The organism is Paenibacillus sp. Root52, assembly GCF_001426865.1.
Lineage (GTDB): Bacteria > Bacillota > Bacilli > Paenibacillales > Paenibacillaceae > Paenibacillus.
On sequence record NZ_LMFO01000030.1, the window covers coordinates 105,151 to 126,043 of the forward strand.

Sequence of the window (20,893 nt, forward strand, 5' to 3'; positions counted from 1 at the left end):
TACAATGAATAAAAAACGAGCGGTGGGCAAGCAAATGTCAAAAAAACACTTTACAACGCAAGAGCAAGATCAGTTAAGAAGAAACCCCTATGTGAAAAATGTTAGTGCTAAAGCTATTACGTACACGGATTCGTTCAAAGAACGATTTATTCAAGAACACCGTCAAGGTACGCTTCCCAGTGAGATTTTTCAGGAGGCGGGCTTTCCTATTGACGTCTTGGGTGCAACCCGGATTCGAAAGGCTTCCAATCGATGGCGTACGGCTTATCAGGAAAAAGGAGCTGCTGGATTAACTGACGGTAGAAAACACACTTCAGGCCGTCCTCTCACCCGTGAATTAAGTCTTGAAGAAAAATATGCCCAGTTGGAAGCAAAAATGAAATGGCTTGAAGCGGAGAATGAATTCTTAAAAAAGCTCGATCAACTCGAAAGGCAGATGAGAAGAAAGAAATCCAACTGAGTACACGACAAAAATTCGAACTGATTCAACAGATGATTCATGCATACTCTTTTCAACGCAAGGTTCACGCTCTTTGTACCATTGCTGGCGTTTCACGTTCAGGCTATTACCAATATTGTAGCGAAGATGCCAGGTTACATCGTCAAAAGCAGGAACAGGAAGATCAGAAGGTGAAGGCGATCATCCTGAAAGCTTATCATTACCGTGGGAGGAAGAAAGGTGCCCGTCAAATCAAAATGACGCTCGCACATCAATACGGCGTCATATACAACCTCAAGCGAATTCGTCGTATCATGCAAAAGTACAGCATCGTTTGTCCGATTCGAAAAGCAAATCCCGCACGTCGTATGGCTAAAGCGACCCAAGAGCATCGAACCTGTCCCAACACGTTAAAGCGAGCCTTTAAGCAAGGGATTGCTGGCAAGGTTCTCTTAACCGACATCACATATTTAACCTATGGGACAACCAAGCGAGCCTATCTATCGACAATTAAAGATGCTGAAACGAATGAAATTTTAGCCTATGAAGTCTCCGCTTCCCTTGGATTGGACATGGCGATCGAAACGTTGAAACAACTCAGAAAGCATCGTCATCTCTCTCCAGATGCCTTGATTCATTCGGATCAAGGATTCCACTACACCCATCCGAAATTCCAAAAGCTTGTGAAACAAATGGGGCTACATCAATCCATGTCACGCCGAGGAAACTGTTGGGATAACGCTCCACAAGAATCTTTCTTTGGGTATTTTAAAGATGAAACAAATTTCAAAACATGTATGACTCTGGAAGAGGTTAAGCAAGAAGTGAGGAGCTACATGATCTATTACAATCATTACCGAGGTCAATGGAACTTAAATAAGCTGCCGCCTGCACGATACAGACAGCAGCTTGAAGTAGCCTAACCTTTTTTAATTGTCCTTGACAAGGGGTACAGATCACTTCGGGTTCGTAACCTTTTTTATTCATTTCTATTATGAATGGACTGTGGAAGGGGTATAAGAGTAGAGGAGCACTTATAACATAGTCAACTTGACGCCCACAGAGAGGAGCACACAGACATGATAGAGCAATATGAATACGAGGATCAACGGTATGTTGAGGATGTAAACGATACATATGAGGGAGACGATCTAGGTATTACGATGCAATCAGCGTCATGTAGTTTCAAAGTATGGACACCGAAGGCTGCTGAAGTTCATCTGTTGTTATATCCCCCATCTACAGACGGGAGTCCTGAAGAATATTCTGATCGGTCGGGACAATTGAAACCTAAAGAAATTCCCATGAATAAACTAGCTCAAGGCATCTGGCACGTCGAGATGAGCGGTGATTGGTGCAGCTATCGTTATATGATTCAGACTACCTTCGGGGACGGAAGACGCGAGATAGCAGTAGATCCTTATGCCAGGGCTGTCACCATGAATGGAGAGATGGGGGTGATCGTCAGACTGGAGCATACAGATCCCGAGGGATGGAAAGAAGATGTTCGGCCAGAACTCGCGAGCCCGGTGGATGCGGTGTTGTACGAGCTACACGTGCGAGATTTCTCGATTCACCCTTCATCTGGGATGAAGTATAGGGGCAAATATCTGGCTTTTACTGAGACGGGTTTACTGGATTCAGAAGGTAATTCCATCGGTATTGATCACTTGGCTGAGCTTGGCATTACTCATGTGCATCTGCTACCCGTATTTGATTTTGCTACAGTAGATGAAGCTCAGGTAGATACATCCAATTCCGAACGATCTAATTATAATTGGGGGTATGATCCACTCCACTACAATGTGCCAGAAGGCTCTTATGCAACAAGGGCGGATGAACCAGAGACTCGAATTCGAGAGTTCAAATCGATGGTGATGGCTCTGCATCAAAAGGGGATCGGCGTCATTATGGATGTGGTCTACAACCATACTTTCGACACTGCGAGAAGTTCATTTGAGAAGCTCTATCCAGGGTACTACTACCGTCAATTGGAGGATGGCACATACAGTAACGGATCGGGAACAGGCAATGAAGTAGCGACGGAGCGTCATATGGTGCGTAAATTCATTATGGATTCTGTACGCTATTGGGCAGAGGAATACCATGTAGATGGGTTTCGATTTGACCTGATGGGGCTCATTGATACAGCAACGATGAAAAGTCTGGCGGCAGACCTCCATGAGAAGGTCTCACCATCCATCCTGTTATATGGAGAACCTTGGGGCGCACTGGAATCGCCTCTTGGAGACGATATGACGCTTAAGGGGGATCAACGTGAGTCTGGTTTTGCTGTCTTTAATGATAATTTTCGCGGAGCTATTAAGGGGGACAGTGATGGTGCAGGAACAGGGTTTGCAACAGGTGCAGAAGGAGCGGAAGAAAACGTGTGGGTTGGCGTAAAGGGAGCTATTACCGATTTTACTGCAGCTCCGACAGAAACCATTAATTATGTTACCGCCCATGATAATCTTAATTTGTGGGACAAGGTTGCGTATACGCAAGGACTGGAGGATACACTCGGTTTTATCAGCTATGATGAGGACGGCAGTGTCAAAGGATACGACAATGTGCAGCAAGCGGTTCAACAAGCGAGCCCGTATAAGCAGGTTGAAGCTGAACATGTGCTAGAGAATGAAATGGTACGGCGATGTTTGCTTGCCAATGGCATTGTATTGACCTCTCAAGGTGTACCATTTCTGGCTGCTGGTGATGAATTGCTGCGTACCAAGTTTGGTGACGCTAACAGCCATGAGAGCGGGGATGTAGTTAACGCTATCCATTGGGAATACAAAAAGCAGTTCAAACCGGTATTTGATTATTATCGCGGTTTGATTCGTCTGCGTCGAGAGCATCCTGTTTTTCGCCTTCGTACCCGAGGAGAGATTGAGCAGAATATACGTTTGCTTGAACAGGGCAACGGTATTCTGGCATATGAGTTACTCGGCACAGCATCAGGCGATTCGTGGAAGCGAGTCATTGTTGCCTATAACGCTGCCAAAGAAAGTCGAGCGCTTTCCATTCCGTCAGCACAATGGCATGTGGTTGTGGAGCAAGGACGAGCGGGTACGGATACGATCCGTACAGTAGTAGGTGGAGAGCTTAGCATTCCGGCCATCTCAATGACAGTTATGTATTGCTCATAATCACAATCAATAAACAGAATAGGTATAGAAATGATCTGCCTCTCTTCTTTGGAAGAGGGGCTTTTTTGGCATAAGACGTTAGCGTGTTGGATCATATTGAACATTTCATGCCTTTTTCGTCTGGACAGGTATAAATGCTGTCAATCTATGGCACTTGTTTACATATGCTGTATTTTGAAAGCGATTGCTGCGGGCGATAGAACTTTTGCCCAGATATGACTTCATCAAAAGCGAGCATAAACCGATATGTTGAGTATCAGACAACCTTGGGTTGACAAATGGCGTCCCACTTCGTAACATCGGGACAACATGAAATTCATGCATATAAAGGCGGTGGGAACGATGCCGGAATGGACATCTTTTCGTTATGATGGCAACGATCTTGGCTTAACATATACTCGTGCTGCAAGTTTCTTTAAACTGTGGGCACCAACGGTACAACAGGTTTCACTACTCCTTTTTGAAGGTGCTGGAATCTATGATGCAAAGGGAAAGGTAACTGAACATACAGATGGCCAAGAGCATTTGATGGCTCAAGAGCCAGATGGAATATGGAGCTTGAAGCTTGAAGGGAACTGGGCGGAGTATTATTACATGTATCAGGTCACCCATGCCGATCAGCGTATAGAAGTGGTGGCAGACCCTTATGCTCGGGCAGTATCTGCCAACGGGCAGCGGACAGCGATTATTGATCTCGAGGATACACATCCGGTCGATTGGGAGCAAGATGTGAAGCCTACTTTTCTGCACCCAGTAGATGCTGTGATCTATGAATTACATGTACGTGACTTCTCATCAGATCCACATGCTAACATTCCGTATAAGGGGAAGTATCTTGCCTTTACTGCTTCGGGACTGACAGATAATGCGGGCAATTCCATCGGCGTAGATCACCTTACTGAATTAGGCATTACACATGTACACTTGCTGCCTATAGCCGATTATCAGACGGTAAATGAATTGGTTGCTTCCGAAATTACTACGGCAGCTAAAGTACCTTATAACTGGGGATATGATCCGCAACATTATAATGTACCCGAGGGTTCTTATGCGACAGATCCGCATGATCCGGCAGTTCGGATTCGGGAGTTCAAGTTGTTGGTACAGTCGCTACATCGACAAGGAATACGTGTAGTGCTTGATGTTGTATACAATCATACGTACAGCATAGAGGAAGGTCCATTCGAACGCATCGTGCCTGGATATTTCTATCGTCATCGTGCGGACGGTACGCTGAGCAACGGATCAGGTGTGGGTAATGAGCTGGCTACCGAACGTCCTATGGTAAGAAAATATATTGTTGATTCTCTTTTATACTGGGCAGAAGAGTATCATATCGACGGTTTTCGTTTTGACCTAATGGGACTGATTGATACAGAAACAATGAATGAATTAACACGTGAGCTGCGAGAGCATATCGATCCGTCGATGTTGATTTATGGTGAACCTTGGACGGGGGGAGACTCACCGTTAGAGCGAAAGACACTCAAAGGAACACAGCGGGGCCAGGGGTTTGCCGTGTTCAATGATCACTTTCGAAGTGCCATTAAAGGAGATAGTGACGGAACGGGCACCGGATTCGCTACCGGGGCTGCCGGTAAAGAATACGATCTAGTCACAGGAGTAGCAGGAGCATTGGATGATTTCACATCATCACCTATAGAGACGGTCAACTATATAACGGCGCATGATAACCTCAATCTATGGGACAAAATTGCAACAGCAATGAACCTTCGACATGAACTTGGTTTTCCGACGTGGAAGGATGGTCAGCCTGTGGAAGGTGGCAGTGCCGAATCTGCGGTAAAAGCAGCCAACCCCTACCGATATGTTCAAGAGGATCATGTCCTAGATCATGAGATGGTTCGTCGCTCTTTAATAGCGTCAGGCATTCTATTGACCTCTCAGGGGATTCCTTTCCTGCATGCGGGCGATGAAATGCTCCGTTCCAAATCAGGAGATCAGAACAGCTATCGTAGCGGTGATGCGGTTAATGCAATCACTTGGGCGAATAAAGCTAAGTTCCGTCCTGTTTTTGACTATTATCGTGGCTTAATCCATCTGCGTCGTACACACCCGGCTTTTCGAATGATCGAAGCCCAACAGGTACGGAATCACCTGCGTATTATGCGTGCTGAGGGCAACGTTGTTGTTTTTATGCTCCACGATGGAGCGAATCAAGATACTTGGAATCAGATTATCGTCATCTACAACAGTTCCGCTAATCAGCAGCAGATTCATTTGCCGGAAGGAAACTGGCATGTGGTGGTGAATGATCAACATGCGGGTACGGAGCCGATCACAACCGTTAATACTAGCGTCTCTGTCGAGCGATGGTCGCTGATGGTGCTATATGATACAGAGCGTGCATGTGTTGCAGAACCGGCAGTGGTTGAGATTAATAGCCCACGTCAGGTGTATAGTCCTGGGGAGACAGCAGAGCTAAGAGCGGTCGTGAGGGATCTTCTAGGCAATGTCGTGGAGAACACTGAAGTACGATGGACTTCTTCTAATCCTGATGTGATGCGTATCCAGTCGAATGGTGCAATTCAGGCTGTGCAGACGGGAGAAGCATCCATCACCGCTCAATGTGGTGAGCTTACTTCAACCTGTACATTACAGGTGGAGCAACGCTATGCTGAACGAATTGAGATCGTGGGTGAGCCGATTATGTACACCACACGCATTAGCCGTTTTCGAGCATTGGTTCTAGATCAATTTGGTCAGCCTCTGCAAGGAACCAAGCTTCGTTGGAGCTCATCGAATCCGGAAGTAGCAGCTGTTAGTACAGCTGGTATTGTACGTGCGCTGACGCCTGGATCAAGCGATATCGTAGCCGAGGCAGGTGGGATTCGTGCCTCCGTCATGACGAAGGTGCATAAGCAAATTTCACGCGTTGTTACCCTTCGATATGAACGTGAGGATCAGCGCTATGAGGGATGGGATGTGTGGGTCTGGGGCACAGGTATGCAAGATGGAGCCGTTCCTTTAGAACGTGTAGGAAATGTGGCAGAAGCTCGATTCCGTGTTGCCGCAGGCCTGCATCATCTCGGCTTGATCATTCGACTGAATGAGTGGGAGGCCAAAGATACGTGTGGAGACCGTTATGTGGATATCGTGCCTGAGGATGGAGATGTGCAAATCATCGTGCGCAGCGGATCAGATCAGATGCAGGTTATTCGGGCAAATGCTGAAGAAGAACAGGATAGTGCATAATTCAATCCAGTTGTAATTGGCAGCATGTAATGTAAGACCACGTTGTGCAGGCAGTCGGGAGTGGTTCCGGCTGCTTTTGCTATACGTAGAGTTACGCTGATTAATCACTCGAACAGAGTATAGATCACTGCGATAAATATAGAAGTATAGTGCACTATATAGACTAAATTGGTAAAATTATGGAACTTTCCAGCGATTTGAAGCGTAATGAAAGTAACGACACTATTTTTGAGGTGATGAAATGAAGATTATAAGTAAATTGCTGCTCCTCTGTATGATCCCAATTCTATTGTCCTCCTGCTTACATAACGGGGAAAGTCCTCAACTGACCTCTGATTCGGATCTGAAGCCTCCAGTCGAAATTTCGATTGAAGAGGCGGAAGCCAAGATCCCATTTGACATTAAAGAACCGTCAGTTCCATTCCAAATGACTGAAAAATCGATAAGGATTCTAGCAGCCAATGACCCATACGATGCTGTAGAAATTACGTATGTCAATATAGACCAAGGAATTAACCTGATTATGATGATTACCAACTCAAAGGTTAAGACGTCCCCCGATGGAAAGAAAGGTCTAAAACTAGCTAATGGTTCGCAAACTTGGGATCAGGGAAACGATCATATCAGTGCCATTTATTGGAGGAATGAGGGATTAACATACTCTCTGGTTTCAGGAAAAAATAACAACCTCGAACCCTTATATGATTACAAAACATTAATTGAAATAGCAGATACGATCCGATGATTGATTCAGTAAAATTCATTATGGTAATGGGAGATTGTTATAGTCAAAAATAAAAAAATGTACAAGTAATGTTTGAGAACCTCTTTCAATGGGGTAAATATAGATATGGCTCCTAATTAGGCCACAGAATATAAAGACCCATTTGGTTTAATTGCGAAGCATCTGGCTTCCTCAAACCAATATGAAGTAGGGATCCCTTGAAGGAGGATGTTCAATCATGAAATCCAACGGAAAAATGGCTCAACTTACGGCAACCCCAAGAACTGAAAAGAAAGGTGCAGCCTTGCGCCTGTTGAGACAGGGCGGACGAGTTCCGGCTGTCGTGTATGGCCCGGGACAAGATGGCGCCCCAATACATGTAGATGAAAAAGAAGTGCTGAAGGTAGCGCGCACAGGCCGCTCCGAAATGTTCAACCTCAATGTAGAGGGTGGCAAAACAGTTCCAGTGTTGATCAAGGATCAACAGGAACGTAACGGACGTCTGTTGCATGTAGACTTTCTGCAGATTTCTAAGAATAAACCAATCAGTGTAAGTGTAACTCTTGATTTCCAAGGTACGGCTGCTGGCTCGAAAGCAGGCGGCGTATTCCAGACACAGGAAACTCAGTTGGAGGTCGAAGGATTGCCAGCTGACTTGCCTACTTCTATCGAGGTAGATGTAAGTGGACTGGAGATCGGTGATCGTCTAACGGCTGCCGATATTAAATTGGATAAAGGCTTGACGCTAATTACGTCTCCTGATTCCATTATCGCTTCCGTAATGCCGCCACAAGCGGTTGAGGAAGAGCCTACGGCTTCTGCAGATGAAGCAGAACCAGCGGCTGAAGAAGAGAAGTCTACAGAAGAATAAGCAAGGTATAAAATCCTGCGGGATTCTAACCTTACTCAAGCCCAGTCCATTGGACTGGGCTATTCTTAGTTGTTAAGACAGGAGAGTAAGATGCATGGATGAACAATCCTTAGCAGAATGACAAGATGTAGTCATGAACGGTTGAAACGAGGGGTTGTAACGCATCAGAGTGCTTGTGCGTTTATAATATATAGGTACGGCTAAGTATAGGTTAAGTTGAAGGAAAAGAAGGTAGGTATGTATCATGTTTGATCCGACTGTATTTGATAATCTGAAAGTAGGCTTCGAAAATACGCTCTATGACCTTGATAATTTAGATGAGCTCATTCTGATCACGGATCGTCGAGATCGCCTAGAGATGGCGAGCATGTCCAGAGAGTTTGTATTGCAATTCAGTTTACGTGCACATCCTGAAGTGACCGGAGAAGTGGTGTTAAGCAGTTCTCTTGAAGCCATTGCTGCTGAAATATTGGAAAAGCCAGATGGGGTGCCCGGCTGCCGGCTGCAACTTCGGTTTGCTATGAAGATTGTACAGCCTGATCCAGATTGTGAGAGAATACGTACAATATTACAGCAGAGCTGGCCGCAGCAGAGTATAATCCTGAAGCTCCAGTACGTGTATGAAGAGGAACCGAGGATATATGTTGTCTCCGCTGAAGTCTATTTTGACCGTAATGTGAACGAGGAACAGATGGGGGATATCCCAGAACTTGCTGAGCACATGATCGATGCTTTAACCCAATTGGTAGCGCTACATACCTCATAGGCTCAAGCCTTGTCTCTTGATCAAGAGACAAGGCTTTTTTGTGAAAATTAATATAGGTAATCAGACACAGGTAAAAGGGATTTGAATTATTAATTTACGCAAGCAAGTAAGAGAATGTATATTGGAATAGCGTTATAAGTGCAAGAGAACTAGATGTTAGTGGTGAAATTGCGAAAGTGAATTGGGTCTAAAGATTTACCAGTGTACTAAAGGAACTAGTTTTCCTTGCCGATAAAGTATCGAAGGGGAGAAACTACATGACAGAGAAATTAATTCGTCTGCTACGTATACTTCAGGCTATACAAGCAAATCCCGGTATTACAGCCAAAGAATTGGCTGTAAAATGTAATACAACGGTACGCACAATATATCGTGACCTACGGATTTTGGACAGGGTTGCCCCTATAACAAATGAAGGTTATGGCAAAGGTTACCGTTTTATTGGGGGATTTTCCATGTATCCTCTTGATTTTACGGAAAAGGAAGCGATGGTTTTCTCCATGCTTCCATCTGTCGTGGATACCTCTAAGCTGCCTCTTGAATTCGATTCTGCGTTTGATAAAGTGATGTCTGCTCATTCCAGATCGAATGCAAAAAGCAGTGAAATTGTGGAAGATATTGCAGGTATTATTCGTATGGGCACTCCTGCCTATCGGGAAGAAGGTAAAGATCCCAATTTGTTAATTCCGATTATTGAAGCTATTCTTCATCAACAAACGATTCGAACGCAGTACCATACACTGACGAATAATGAAATCACAATTCGGGACATTGACCCCTATTATCTTATACCGCGTGATCAACGCTTTTATCTAATTGGTTATTGTCATTTGCTGCAAAAGGTGCGTCTATTTCGAATCAGTCGATTTCTTGACGTGGTTCGGATCAACAATCATTTTGACAAAAGTGATTTCAACATAACGCAGTACATGAAGCATACATGGTCTATTGACCGTGGGGACGAACATATCCATTTCAAAGTTAAATTTTCGGATAAAATAGCCCCTTACATAAAAGAAGAGGAGATGTTTGTTCGTCCTCGTATGACAGATACGCCCGATGGTGGGTTGTTATTCGAAGTGACATTGAACAGCAGTCGTGAATTTCTGAAGTGGCTATATCAATTCGGGCCTCAAGCTGAAGTGCTAGAGCCCCGTGAATTCCGTAAGGAAATTCGTAATCAATTAACTCAATGGTTGAAGCATTATGATCGGGAAGCCTAAGTTCCCATGTGAACTGAAGAGAAAACGTAAAGGAGTATGATTCATGAGTAAAGAGTTATTCGCAGCCATGTATGGGATGGAACACTATCATGGTGTTAAGGCTTTGCATGTAGGAGACATGTTGTTTCTGGTCAAGGATCCTGATAATCGTAGGGATCAACATGCAATTAAAGTCGTCATTCCCCCGATTGGAACGGTAGGATACATTGTTAATGATCCCCGTCTGATTCCTCACGGCTGTTGGACAGGTTCGGACTTCTATGACATCTTCAGTCAACAGACCTGCGCAAAGGTAAGGTTTGCGATGAAGGACATGATTATCGTAGAGCTAATTGAGATTGTACAGGTTCCCGTTCCGCATATGGACACATTTATAACAGGCTGGCAATCACGAGAAAAGGCTTGATTTATCTCGCTTTTATTCGCGAATTAGCCGGGTATAGGCGGCTTCTAGATGTAATGCCGTACGCTCCCAGCTAAACTTATGGATGGCGTGTGCTCTCCCGTTTTCGCCTAAGGAGTGAGCCAGCGCTGGATTAACGGCTAGTTTATACAGAATTGTAGCAAAAGGCTCTGGCTCATGATATGGATGTATTAGATAACCATTATGCCCAGACTCAATGATCTCTCGTATACCTCCATTGTCTGAAGCAATTACCGGAATACCTGAGGCCATAGCTTCAACGTTCACCAGTCCAAAAGCTTCATGTTGCTGGGAGGGACACACAAGACAGTCCACAGCTCGGTATAAACGATCGATTCGTTTATGTGCAATCTGACCGCGAAAAGAAGCACGTACGTTCATTTTTTTGGCTAATTGACGCAGTTTACGAACGTATTGGAGGGGGCCTTTACCTGCAATAATGAGTTTGACTGATATGTGTTGTTGTAGACGTGCTATTGCACGAATCAGGACATCGATCCCTTTGCCAGGGATGAGTCTACCAACATAGAGGACGCAGAAAGACTCTGATATATTAAACTCCGTTCGGAGATCTTGACGTTCAACCGCTGTAGCAGGCTTGAAGCGTTCGAGATCCGCACCTAATGGAATAACGGACATGAGACTTGTTAATTGGGGGAATCGACGACTGAGGCGTTGTTTGAGTGAGAGGCTGTTGACAGCAATTAGATCAGCCTGTCGCATCAACGCGAGACGTGCTGATCCTGGCTGTGCGAACGTAAGAGAATGGAGATAGAGGATCACAGGGATATGAGGAAGGTTTTGTTTGATGGCAGCCATGCAGCGTGGTCGATTGTCGACTTGAATCAGGTCAAACGTATGGTGTTTCAATAAACGTATAACAGCTTTGCTGTATTGCTCTGTATTGGTGGCAGGCAAACGCCGTATGGTCATTCCTTCAGTATATTCCGTTGTGGGCAGACCTGGCATTTCACGACTGATGATAGTAACTTCATGCCGGAGGGAGAGTTCGCGAGCGATGCCTAAGATACAGATCTCGACTGATCCGTTTCCAGGTACAGGAAGTTTTTCCGGTGCAACCATAGCGATTTTCATCAACCTGTCTCCTCCTTGTCCCTCCAGCGTAAACAATCTTCGTCATATCCTATGTACAAATCAGGCTTTTGGTTCAAAAGCTGATGCCGTGGATAACATTTCCACTGAGCGCAGTTGGGAGTATGCCATGTTTAATGTGGTATACTGGTTGAATTCAATGGTATTGAATATGAGATAGTATTCAGGATAGGTATGAAGCCAGGAGGAAAGACATGTTACATTCAACAATGGGTCGCTTTCGATTGCTAATGTGGTTGCAGGGACTCTCTTATTTGTTATTGCTTTTTGTTGCTTTTCCATTGAAGAATGCCGGGATTATGCCGCAGGCTGTTACCTGGTTTGGTAATCTGTATGGTTTTCTTTTCTTGATGTATCTGCTGATTGTGGTCAGCATGCATACTTCGCAAAAATGGCGTATACGCCGATCATTGGCGCTATTCTTCATTTCGTTTGTTCCGCTCGGGAATTTTGTATATGACTTTGTGGTTTTTCGAAAAATGGTTCGTTAAATAAAGCTTGACTTTAATTAACGTTATGAATATGATGAGAACAGGTTATTGAAGCCTGTTTCATCTAAAAACTACATATCCTGATGTTAAAGGGGAGTAGCTTTCACAGTAAAGTCGTCAATTCGGGATTTATCCCCGGCTTTATTGGCAGCAATTTGTTGTTAGCGAGACCTTTACCAAGTTTTTATGCTGGGTAAAGGTCTCTTTTTGTGGATAAAAAGGATCTTTACCAGCGATGGTAAAGGTCCTTTTTTTTGTACATCATAAGGATACTAAGGAGGAGTCAATTTTGGAGTTGTCATTATTATTAGAGTATGGATGGGTGCTTGCCGTCTTAGTTGTCCTGGAGGGATTGCTGGCAGCAGATAATGCATTGGTGCTCGCGATCATGGTTAAACATCTACCAGATGAGAAACGCAAAAAAGCGTTGTTTTATGGTTTGTTAGGAGCATTTATATTCCGTTTGGGATCGTTGTTCCTAATTTCGTTCCTCGTTGATGTGTGGCAGGTTCAAGCGATTGGTGCGCTGTACCTCTTGTACATCTCCATCAACCATATCGTCAAGAAGATATTGGGTAGTCGTAACAAAACCGATGAAGCTGCTGATCAGACACCGAAGAAACCGAAGAAACAAGCCGGCTTCTGGATGACGGTCTTCAAGGTAGAAGTAGCGGACATTGCATTTGCTGTAGACTCAATCTTGGCCGCTGTTGCACTAGCTGTTGCGTTGCCGCCAAGTGGATTAGCTCCAATTGGTGGTCTCGACGGCGGACAGTTTATCGTTATTTTCTTGGGAGGATTCATTGGTCTCGTGATCATGCGGTTTGCAGCTTCCTTCTTCGTTAAATTGCTGCATTCCCGTCCTGGTCTTGAAGTAGCTGCTTTTGTTATCGTAGGTTGGGTTGGGGTTAAACTTTCAGTTATCACACTTGCACACCCTTCTCTTGGCGTACTGGATGAGCATTTTCCAGAAAATAAAATTTGGAAATTCGGATTCTATATTGTCCTGATTGCGATTGCCGTTTGCGGCTGGTTCTTCTCTTCTAAAGTACCGGAAAAAGAGAACGAAAATCCGGTCGAAGAGTTGGAGCAACAAGTAGGAAAGTAAGCTTGAGTTTTCTTGAAATAACATGTGAAATGGATAGGACAAAGGCAAGATTCGCTTACAGCGGGTCTTGCCTTTTTGTTATGCATCATGCGGACGAGCTACGCGATTCTTTAGGGTACCCGATAGCAGCGCTTATTTTAATTTCCAAGAATAGGGTTGACACATGGAAAGAAATCCGCTTAATATTGTATATATCATTTACGAAGGGAGGTCGCGAGTCATGACGCTGGTCTACAATTGGAACTACACGCAACAGAAATTACAACACAGCTCACACACAATTGCATATGCAGCTCATTGTCTCATCGGCCTCATACGGGCAACATAGGAGAAGGAGCGTATCTGTGAAGAGTCAGAATGACTCGGTATGGATAGGCTGTTCTCCGCTAATTTAGCGATGGAAACTAGAGTCGCAGCTTCTTCAAGCTGCAACTGTTTTCCATTATGGTGATGAAGAAGTCATGGGCATTCTGTCCATGGCTTCTTTTTTTGTGCCTTTTGCAGAAGAGGGACAACGAATCTGGATATTACAGCAATTTTAGAAAATGTTTAAAACTTACGGATAAATGAAAGGAACAAACCAATTTTATGAATACACAACCTAATTTATTTGCGGATGCCAATGATTCCTTGGGCGGATACCGGCATGAAGTCAAATTGCCGGCGGGGGATCTAACCGTATATGCCGCACAACAACTATTCTCCTCTCTGGACTATAAAGTGTTCGAGATGGCCAATAACAATTTGCAGATCCCCGGAATTTCGTATATGAGCTATACACCTGACGTGCATGTCGGTGTTGGTACATGTATTGGTACAACAGCGGTATGGGATGCGACCAATGGGTATGTATCCCCCTCGATTGTAGGCAGCGACATTGGCTGTGGCATGAGGGTGCATATGACTAATTTGCATAAAGATGATTTGAAAGATGTAAAATTGCGCCGAAAGCTCGTTAAAGCGATTGAAAAGGTACTGCCTATGGAAGCGAACCAGCGGGGGCATTATTCTGACATTCGATTAGAGCACATTGTTCGCAAAGGATTACATGGATTACCGAAGAAATATATACCTGACGGCTACACACCTAAGAAGTCTACGTCTATTACCCATGTGGAGAGCAGTAAATTCACATTTGATGAAGAAGTGCTGAACCTTGTCCCAGATATGACATGGCATCGTTCCCACCGCCAGCTAGGTACATTGGGTGGAGGGAATCATTTTGCCGAAATTCAAGCGATTGAGATCGCCGAGGAGAATCGTGATATTGCTGAAGCATGGGGGTTAGTGGACGGACAAATTGTAGTAATGATCCATTCCGGTTCTCGCACCTGGGGAGGGCATATAAGTCAAACCAGTTCATCAGCAATCGCCAAAATGATGCAGCGAAACGGTCTCGGAACATCTGACCCAAGACTAGTCTTTGCCCCACTGGAGCATGCCGAAGGACGCCATTACGTGAATATGATGTATTCCGCATTAAACTACGCTGTGGTGAATCGTCACTTGATTGCTTACTCAATTCGTGAAGCCTTCCGTGAAGTGTTCGGATCCAAGTGCGAATTCCGTACACTGTATGATCTGATGCACAACTATGCTTGGGAAGAATCCCATGCTGATCAAGGCTCAGTTTTCGTACATCGCAAAGGGGCAACACGTGCATTGCCAGCGCATCATCCTGATAATCCGAAGCCATATCTCGCCACTGGACACCCTGCGCTGATTCCAGGCTCCATGGGCACAGCTTCATATATCATGGTTGGTCAACCGCAAGGAGCAGATAACTTCTATTCCATCTGTCATGGTGCAGGGCGTATCCGTTCACGTAATGCAACGAAGCGTTTAGTCACTTTGGCGGATTTTGAACGCGCGCTGGGTGTAGGTACAGAGAATGAGATTGTTGTCAATCAGCGTTCACTAGAATCGATTATTGATGAATCACCACAGGCTTATAAAAATGTTGATGAAATTATTGATAGTGTTACCGGCGCGGGATTGGCTCAAGTTGTTGCCAAATGTAAACCGCTTGCCGCTGTGAAGGGAGCTAAATAATGACAGTACACAAGGAACATGTGAAGCAAACGAATTCACCGAGAGCGATCTATGCCTTTGATGAGCATAATGATGGTCGAATTGAAGGATACTCAGCATATGCACGTCTCATTCGCGGCATTTCGGAGGCGCTCTATGAGCGATACGGAACTCAATATGAACTGTTTGCGAGCGATGATCCCAATAGCGAATATTGGGATCTGCTGAGAGAGGATCTACGCACGGATAATCCTGAAGTAGAGATTGTGGCTCGAATTTTCGATGATTTGGAACTGCGCACATTACATTATGACGATGAGGGAGATGTGCCATCTTACGGCGTGCATTACTCCATCCGCAACAATGTATTTGCTTATCCAAGCTGGGGCGTGGCGCTTGTACGCATTCCTTTCTTCCGGGAAAATGGAATATATAACGAGGACTTTGTTTTTGCCATCGGAGAAGAAGAGCTGAAGCAATTTCTGGGCAGTGTACGTGAGCGTGAACGACAGCAAAATATGAAAAAAGTAACGGTATACACTGACGGGCGCAATGGCAGTGACCGTCATTCAGAGTCGATTACTCGTTCAGTGACCAGAGATGAGGTGGTATTATCGCCTCAGATCAAACAAGATATTTTCCGCTCACTGGATCAATTCTTCGAAGCGGATCGCTCCTTCTATCGGGATTACGATATCCCTTACAAACGTGGAATTCTCCTCTATGGTCATCCGGGTAACGGTAAAACGACATTGGTGAAATCCATTGCGGGAAGCATTCCAGGGCCTGCTGCTTATTGGCAGATTACGGAGTACACGAATAGTGAATCGGTACGTGATGTGTTCGACGCGGCGAAGCGTTTAGCGCCGATGGTGCTGATTATTGAGGATATTGATTCCATGCCGGAGGAGGTGCGTTCATTTTTCCTGAACACGCTGGATGGTGCTACGTCCAAAGAGGGTATTTTCTTAATTGGGACAACGAATTATCCAGAAAAAATAGATCCGGGTCTGATGAACCGTGCCGGACGTTTCGACCGGGCGTACGAGATTCCCATGCCAGACGAGGCGCTGCGCCTGCAATATTTGCAGCAGCGGGGCTTCGCAGTTTTCGCTGGTGAGGAAGGCACGAAGGAAGCAGCGCGTTTGACGGATTCCTTTTCACTCGCACAGCTAGGAGAACTATATGTTAGTACAGCATTGGAATGGCATCAGAACGGAGAGGCAGATATGATGAAGATCATTCAAGCCATGCGTGGTGAATTGGACAAGAGCCACAAGCATAATTGGATGACGCAGCCTGGAAAAGGACGTGCTGGATTTTATTGATCTGCCCGTATCCTGTTGGAGAATGATGATCGGATAACGCCCAAAATATTATAAATCTCAAATGGTTATACTAAGGTTGTCTGGTAAGACATACAATGACTTTCGGGAGGTACAAAGCAGCTCTGCTGTGTAAGTAATCAGTTACCGGAAGTTATACCGAGAATGAATCCGATACCGTCGTGGGTAGCAGCCTAGAAATGAGTGTTATGGAAATAAGGTAATATACAACAAATTTCGTATAGGTGTTTAAATGCTTCCGTAGCGGTTAATAGTAGACAGACAACAACAAAAACTTTTAATTAGAGGTGAATGATATGGGTTGGTTATGGTCATTAATTATCGGTGGTATCATTGGATGGTTGGCAGGACTTATCGTTGGTCGTGACATTCCCGGCGGTGTAATTGGTAACATCGTAGCTGGTTTCATCGGTGGATGGTTAGGTGGAGTCATTCTGGGAGATATGGGTCCAGAAATGGGCGGATTCTTCATCGTACCGGCATTAATCGGTGCTATCGTACTGGTAGCAATCGTGAGCTTGATCTTCCGTTCTATGGGTCGTAGCCGCGGGTAACGATATTCGAGATAATGCGAATTCTTGCAAACACATATGAAGCTGTGTAGTGGGTAACGCAAGGGCTCGATCACATAACGGATGACTACGAAGAGGTTGATGGAAGTCCACATAAGTGGATTTCCATCAACCTCTTGTTTGTTATTATATTTACTTCGATAGATGTATTTCTTATAATTTTGTTAGGGCTTGTTGCTTAATTAGAAAGGATGAGGTGGAGTGGAGAAAGCTACATTTGCTGGAGGTTGTTTCTGGTGTATGGTTACACCGTTTGAAGAGCAACCGGGCATACATGGTATCATATCCGGCTATACCGGCGGTCACGTCGATAATCCAACATATGAACAGGTCAAAACGGGAGAGACGGGGCATGTCGAGGTGGTAGAAATCACATTTGATCCCGAGGTATTCCCTTATGAACGGTTACTGGAGCTATACTGGCCTCAGATTGACCCTACTGATGATGGAGGGCAGTTCCAGGATCGAGGTTCACAGTACCGGACGGCTATTTTTGTGCATAATGAACGCCAACGTGAGCTTGCAGAACAGTCCAAACAGGTTGTAGCTTCTAGCGGTCGCTTCAATCAACCGATTGTAACGGAGATTCGGGATGCAGTAGTGTTCTATCCTGCAGAGGACTATCATCAAGACTATCATAAGAAAAACGAGAAGCATTACAAAGAAGATCGTGCGATATCTGGCCGTGATGAATTCATTGAAGAGAACTGGAAATAATGTCGTAGTGATCTGAAAGTGACGAATCTAAAAGGTAACGAAATGCGAAAATCCAGGGAGTTCCGGTTGGAACCCTCCTGGATTTTTGGTTTATCATATGATTACTTCATTATAAATGAAGCAGATCGAAAATAGATGTTTATAACCATTTACGTATTAATTGTTCGTTGTGTTTAGGACATATTTGGACAATGCCTCGTTCTTGAAGGTATAAATAATATCATTCGTATAGGTGGAGTAACCCTTCATATCTTCAGGAGATGAGGTAAACGTATATTCGTGAATGCTCTCCAAGGTAGTAGGATCAAGGATGTATCCTGTGTTAGCAAAATCAATTTTATAATTTCCATCCTGTGTATGTTCAATGACAGTTAATACATCTTGTTGATCCTTGAACATGCGCTCCGTTACCTTGCCTTTCATCGTATACAGCTCAAGCTTCTGGCCTGTAAACACGGTATATCCGTTACCTGCCGTTTGCACGAAAGCATTGCCGGCAATGGATCGACCCCAAGCGAGTTTACCATCTGAACCAAAGCCCATGAGTTTATTGCCTGTATTGTCGAAATTGGCACGCATGATGACTGAGCCGTCCTCCAGGATAGCCAGCGATTCGCCACCACCGTCACCGATTGTGTTAGCGTTGGTAGGGAATTGATAGAAGGAAAGACGATTCAACGTGAGATCATAAATTTCCAGCTTCGGATTCGCCGCTTGATGCCAGTAGTTGCCTACTTTGGTCTGCTTGCTGGCATCTACAACAATGCGGTCATTACCTGCTTTTAGCACAGCACCATTGATGGTTTTCGCTGTGATCAGCTTGCCCTTGGCGTCATAAAGTGAAATGGATGAACGAACAGAACCGTTCGATAAAGGCCCCGTACTGGAAGCAATCATTACTGTACCATTATTCATTAGATATAAGTCAGATGGCGCGTTGACCGTTTTGACCCAATTTGTTTTTCCGGAAGTATTGTAAGAATATACTTTTTTCGTTCCATCGGAATATTCCATGTATACATAGGCTGTTCCGTTATCGGCGTACAACGAATTGGAGTATGTAGTATAAGGGCCACTTTTCTCATGAAAAATAACGTTCCACTTCAGTTTACCTGTTGTAGCATCCAGTGCCTGGAGTGAGTCCAGATTCCAATCAAGCGTCGTTTTGCTGTTGATTTTGGTTACAGGCTGATAAGAGTGCACGTACACCAGATTTTTGGAGGGTACGGCGTGAATTTCCTTAATTCGAATGTCTTCCTGAGCGTTCACTTCAGAGAGCATGAGAGATGAGGAAGTCCAGGAAGGCTTGGTTAGCGCTTCCGTTGAAGTTGCTGCGTAGCTTGGTGTATTCATGCTGAAGAGGAGCACGCCGCTAAGTAAAAGGGCAGCCCATGTTTTGGTATTTCGTTTGCTGAGTGTATGCAAGTTATAAACCACCTTTCTTCGGTTCGAATAGAACCGATTGTTGAATTCTACCATTTATAGCAAGTTGAATTCAACCTAATGGGTTGTAACCTTTTATCAATATAAATAGGTAATTGTAGTTGTTTGCAGAATTTTGGCGGTTACAAGGAATTCATCTTCTTTCGGCCGAGGTGGAAGTCTGATATATTTAGTCCGGTGGCGAAGACGAATCATAGATTTGGTATCATTTTGATAAGGGAATGGACAAGGAGAACAGACATGAATTGGAACGACAATTGGACCACCTGGGTCATCGGCTGTATCGCTGCATTACTCATATTGGTATGGATTATTCGCCGTATTATTGGGCGAGGGCAGCGCATACGCAGAGAAGCCAATCCCCGCAAAATTACAATTCGAGACATTGATAAAATGCAGGATGGATCGGAATTCGAGCTGTATCTATTTCATTTGTTTCAACAGATGGGATATGCCGAGGTGCACAAGACGACAAGCAGCCGAGATTTTGGAGCAGACCTCGTGTTTACGGATAGATTGGGTCGAAGAAATGTCATTCAAGCGAAGCGATACGGGGCTAACCATCCTGTAGGGCTAAGTGCTGTGCAGGAGATATTTACATCCATGCGTTATTATGAAGCAGATCGTTCTATCGTATTGACGTCGGCTCGATACACGGAGGCGTGCCGAACACTCGCTGCTGTGAATGGTGTAAAGTTACTGGATCGAGAGGATCTAATGGACTTAATTACTTTGTTCAAATCGAGAAGAATCGAAGAGGCGATGGAATTAATTGAGGAAGAGGATCACGAACCGATTGAAACATGGCAATCCCGGCAAAAGAAAGCGACCAAAGCAGCCAAATAAGAATTGGCTTCCTGTTTACAGAATAATAGTTTGTTGAATGTGTCGGTAAGATGTACAGTCTCAAGGCACTCATACCTTCACATTCAACTGATGCACATGGTATATTGGGGATATCCCAATTCAAGGAGTGTGTTGTCATCATGGCACGAACCCAAACACAAAAGGCATTACGCAAAGCAGAGCTTGCAGGACAATGGTGTTCAGAACAAAGCAGAAGAAATAACAAAGATTACGGTGCAATCTCGCAGCATGTTCGCATCATGCCTACGAAACAAGAAAAATTACAAAAGGTCAAACACAAGAAGCGGATCCAGGATGGTGGTGCTTCTTTTTATTTTGTCTTTGCTCGGTTGAGTTGTTGAAAAGTGATACAAAAAGGGAGAGCCACAAGACTCCCCTTAAATTTAACGTATTATT

18 protein-coding genes are annotated in these 20,893 nt (G+C 44.6%); 16 read left to right on the forward strand and 2 right to left on the reverse strand.

Features of this window, described 5'->3' with window-relative positions:
* Positions 1–34: 34 nt before the first annotated feature.
* The 8 genes from ASD24_RS24005 to ASD24_RS24040 all read left to right on the forward strand — a co-directional run bounded on the left by ASD24_RS24005 (position 35) and on the right by ASD24_RS24040 (position 10,791).
* Positions 35–1,362 (forward strand): IS3 family transposase gene (locus ASD24_RS24005; protein WP_442952605.1). Its coding sequence is split into 2 segments (ribosomal slippage): positions 35–404 and positions 404–1,362, totalling 1,329 coding nucleotides; the frame shifts between segments, so codons are not numbered across the junction.
* A gap of 156 nt (positions 1,363–1,518) precedes the next feature.
* Positions 1,519–3,585: a type I pullulanase gene (gene pulA / locus ASD24_RS24010; RefSeq protein WP_056701342.1), complete on the forward strand. Its 2,067-nt coding sequence runs from the start codon at positions 1,519–1,521 to the stop codon at positions 3,583–3,585.
* A gap of 342 nt (positions 3,586–3,927) precedes the next feature.
* Entirely contained in the window at positions 3,928–6,801 is a 2,874-nt protein-coding gene (gene pulA / locus ASD24_RS24015) for a type I pullulanase (protein ID WP_056701343.1), read from the forward strand.
* A 241-nt stretch (positions 6,802–7,042) separates the two neighbouring features.
* On the forward strand, positions 7,043–7,546 hold the full coding sequence (locus tag ASD24_RS24020; RefSeq protein WP_056701345.1) for a hypothetical protein: 504 nt from the start codon (positions 7,043–7,045) through the stop codon (positions 7,544–7,546).
* A 217-nt stretch (positions 7,547–7,763) separates the two neighbouring features.
* The gene (locus tag ASD24_RS24025; RefSeq protein WP_056701347.1) at positions 7,764–8,396 is read left to right on the forward strand and encodes a 50S ribosomal protein L25; all 633 of its coding nucleotides are present in this window, start codon (positions 7,764–7,766) and stop codon (positions 8,394–8,396) included.
* Positions 8,397–8,640: 244 nt separating this feature from the next.
* Entirely contained in the window at positions 8,641–9,162 is a 522-nt protein-coding gene (locus tag ASD24_RS24030; protein WP_056701349.1) for a hypothetical protein, read from the forward strand.
* Positions 9,163–9,419: 257 nt separating this feature from the next.
* Positions 9,420–10,385: a helix-turn-helix transcriptional regulator gene (locus ASD24_RS24035; RefSeq protein ID WP_056701351.1), complete on the forward strand. Its 966-nt coding sequence runs from the start codon at positions 9,420–9,422 to the stop codon at positions 10,383–10,385.
* Positions 10,386–10,428: 43 nt separating this feature from the next.
* Positions 10,429–10,791, forward strand: coding sequence for an HIRAN domain-containing protein (locus tag ASD24_RS24040; protein ID WP_056701353.1), 363 nt, complete (start codon positions 10,429–10,431; stop codon positions 10,789–10,791).
* Positions 10,792–10,803: 12 nt separating this feature from the next.
* Here the strand turns inward: ASD24_RS24040 and ASD24_RS24045 are convergent, their stop codons facing one another.
* Positions 10,804–11,904: a glycosyltransferase family 4 protein gene (locus ASD24_RS24045; protein WP_056701355.1), complete on the reverse strand. Its 1,101-nt coding sequence runs from the start codon at positions 11,902–11,904 to the stop codon at positions 10,804–10,806.
* Between the two features lie 212 nt (positions 11,905–12,116).
* On the opposite strand from ASD24_RS24045, the gene ASD24_RS24050 reads away from it, so the two are divergent.
* The 6 genes from ASD24_RS24050 to msrA all read left to right on the forward strand — a co-directional run bounded on the left by ASD24_RS24050 (position 12,117) and on the right by msrA (position 18,187).
* Entirely contained in the window at positions 12,117–12,413 is a 297-nt protein-coding gene (locus ASD24_RS24050; RefSeq protein WP_056701357.1) for a DUF3817 domain-containing protein, read from the forward strand.
* 289 nt (positions 12,414–12,702) lie between these two features.
* Positions 12,703–13,521, forward strand: a complete 819-nt coding sequence (locus ASD24_RS24055) for a TerC family protein (protein WP_056701359.1) — start codon at positions 12,703–12,705, stop codon at positions 13,519–13,521.
* Positions 13,522–14,109: 588 nt separating this feature from the next.
* Positions 14,110–15,573, forward strand: a complete 1,464-nt coding sequence (locus ASD24_RS24060) for an RtcB family protein (protein WP_056701363.1) — start codon at positions 14,110–14,112, stop codon at positions 15,571–15,573.
* Positions 15,573–16,880 carry an AAA family ATPase gene (locus ASD24_RS24065; protein WP_056701365.1) on the forward strand — a complete coding sequence of 436 codons (1,308 nt, stop codon included), beginning with the start codon at positions 15,573–15,575 and terminating at the stop codon, positions 16,878–16,880. Before ASD24_RS24060 ends, ASD24_RS24065 begins: the two co-directional genes overlap by 1 nt.
* Before the next feature lie 314 nt (positions 16,881–17,194).
* The gene (locus tag ASD24_RS24070) at positions 17,195–17,452 is read left to right on the forward strand and encodes a GlsB/YeaQ/YmgE family stress response membrane protein (RefSeq protein WP_056701367.1); all 258 of its coding nucleotides are present in this window, start codon (positions 17,195–17,197) and stop codon (positions 17,450–17,452) included.
* A 219-nt stretch (positions 17,453–17,671) separates the two neighbouring features.
* The gene (gene msrA, locus ASD24_RS24075; protein ID WP_056701369.1) at positions 17,672–18,187 is read left to right on the forward strand and encodes a peptide-methionine (S)-S-oxide reductase MsrA; all 516 of its coding nucleotides are present in this window, start codon (positions 17,672–17,674) and stop codon (positions 18,185–18,187) included.
* A gap of 156 nt (positions 18,188–18,343) precedes the next feature.
* On the opposite strand, the gene ASD24_RS24080 is transcribed toward msrA, so the two are convergent.
* Complete coding sequence (locus tag ASD24_RS24080; RefSeq protein ID WP_056701370.1) at positions 18,344–19,612, reverse strand: outer membrane protein assembly factor BamB family protein; 1,269 nt, start codon at positions 19,610–19,612, stop codon at positions 18,344–18,346.
* Positions 19,613–19,870: 258 nt separating this feature from the next.
* Here ASD24_RS24080 and ASD24_RS24085 point away from each other — a divergent pair, with 258 nt between their 5' ends.
* Together ASD24_RS24085 and ASD24_RS24090 are read left to right on the forward strand one after the other, a co-directional pair.
* Entirely contained in the window at positions 19,871–20,476 is a 606-nt protein-coding gene (locus ASD24_RS24085) for a restriction endonuclease (RefSeq protein ID WP_056701372.1), read from the forward strand.
* A gap of 140 nt (positions 20,477–20,616) precedes the next feature.
* Positions 20,617–20,838, forward strand: a complete 222-nt coding sequence (locus tag ASD24_RS24090) for a hypothetical protein (RefSeq protein ID WP_056701374.1) — start codon at positions 20,617–20,619, stop codon at positions 20,836–20,838.
* Positions 20,839–20,893 lie beyond the last annotated feature (55 nt).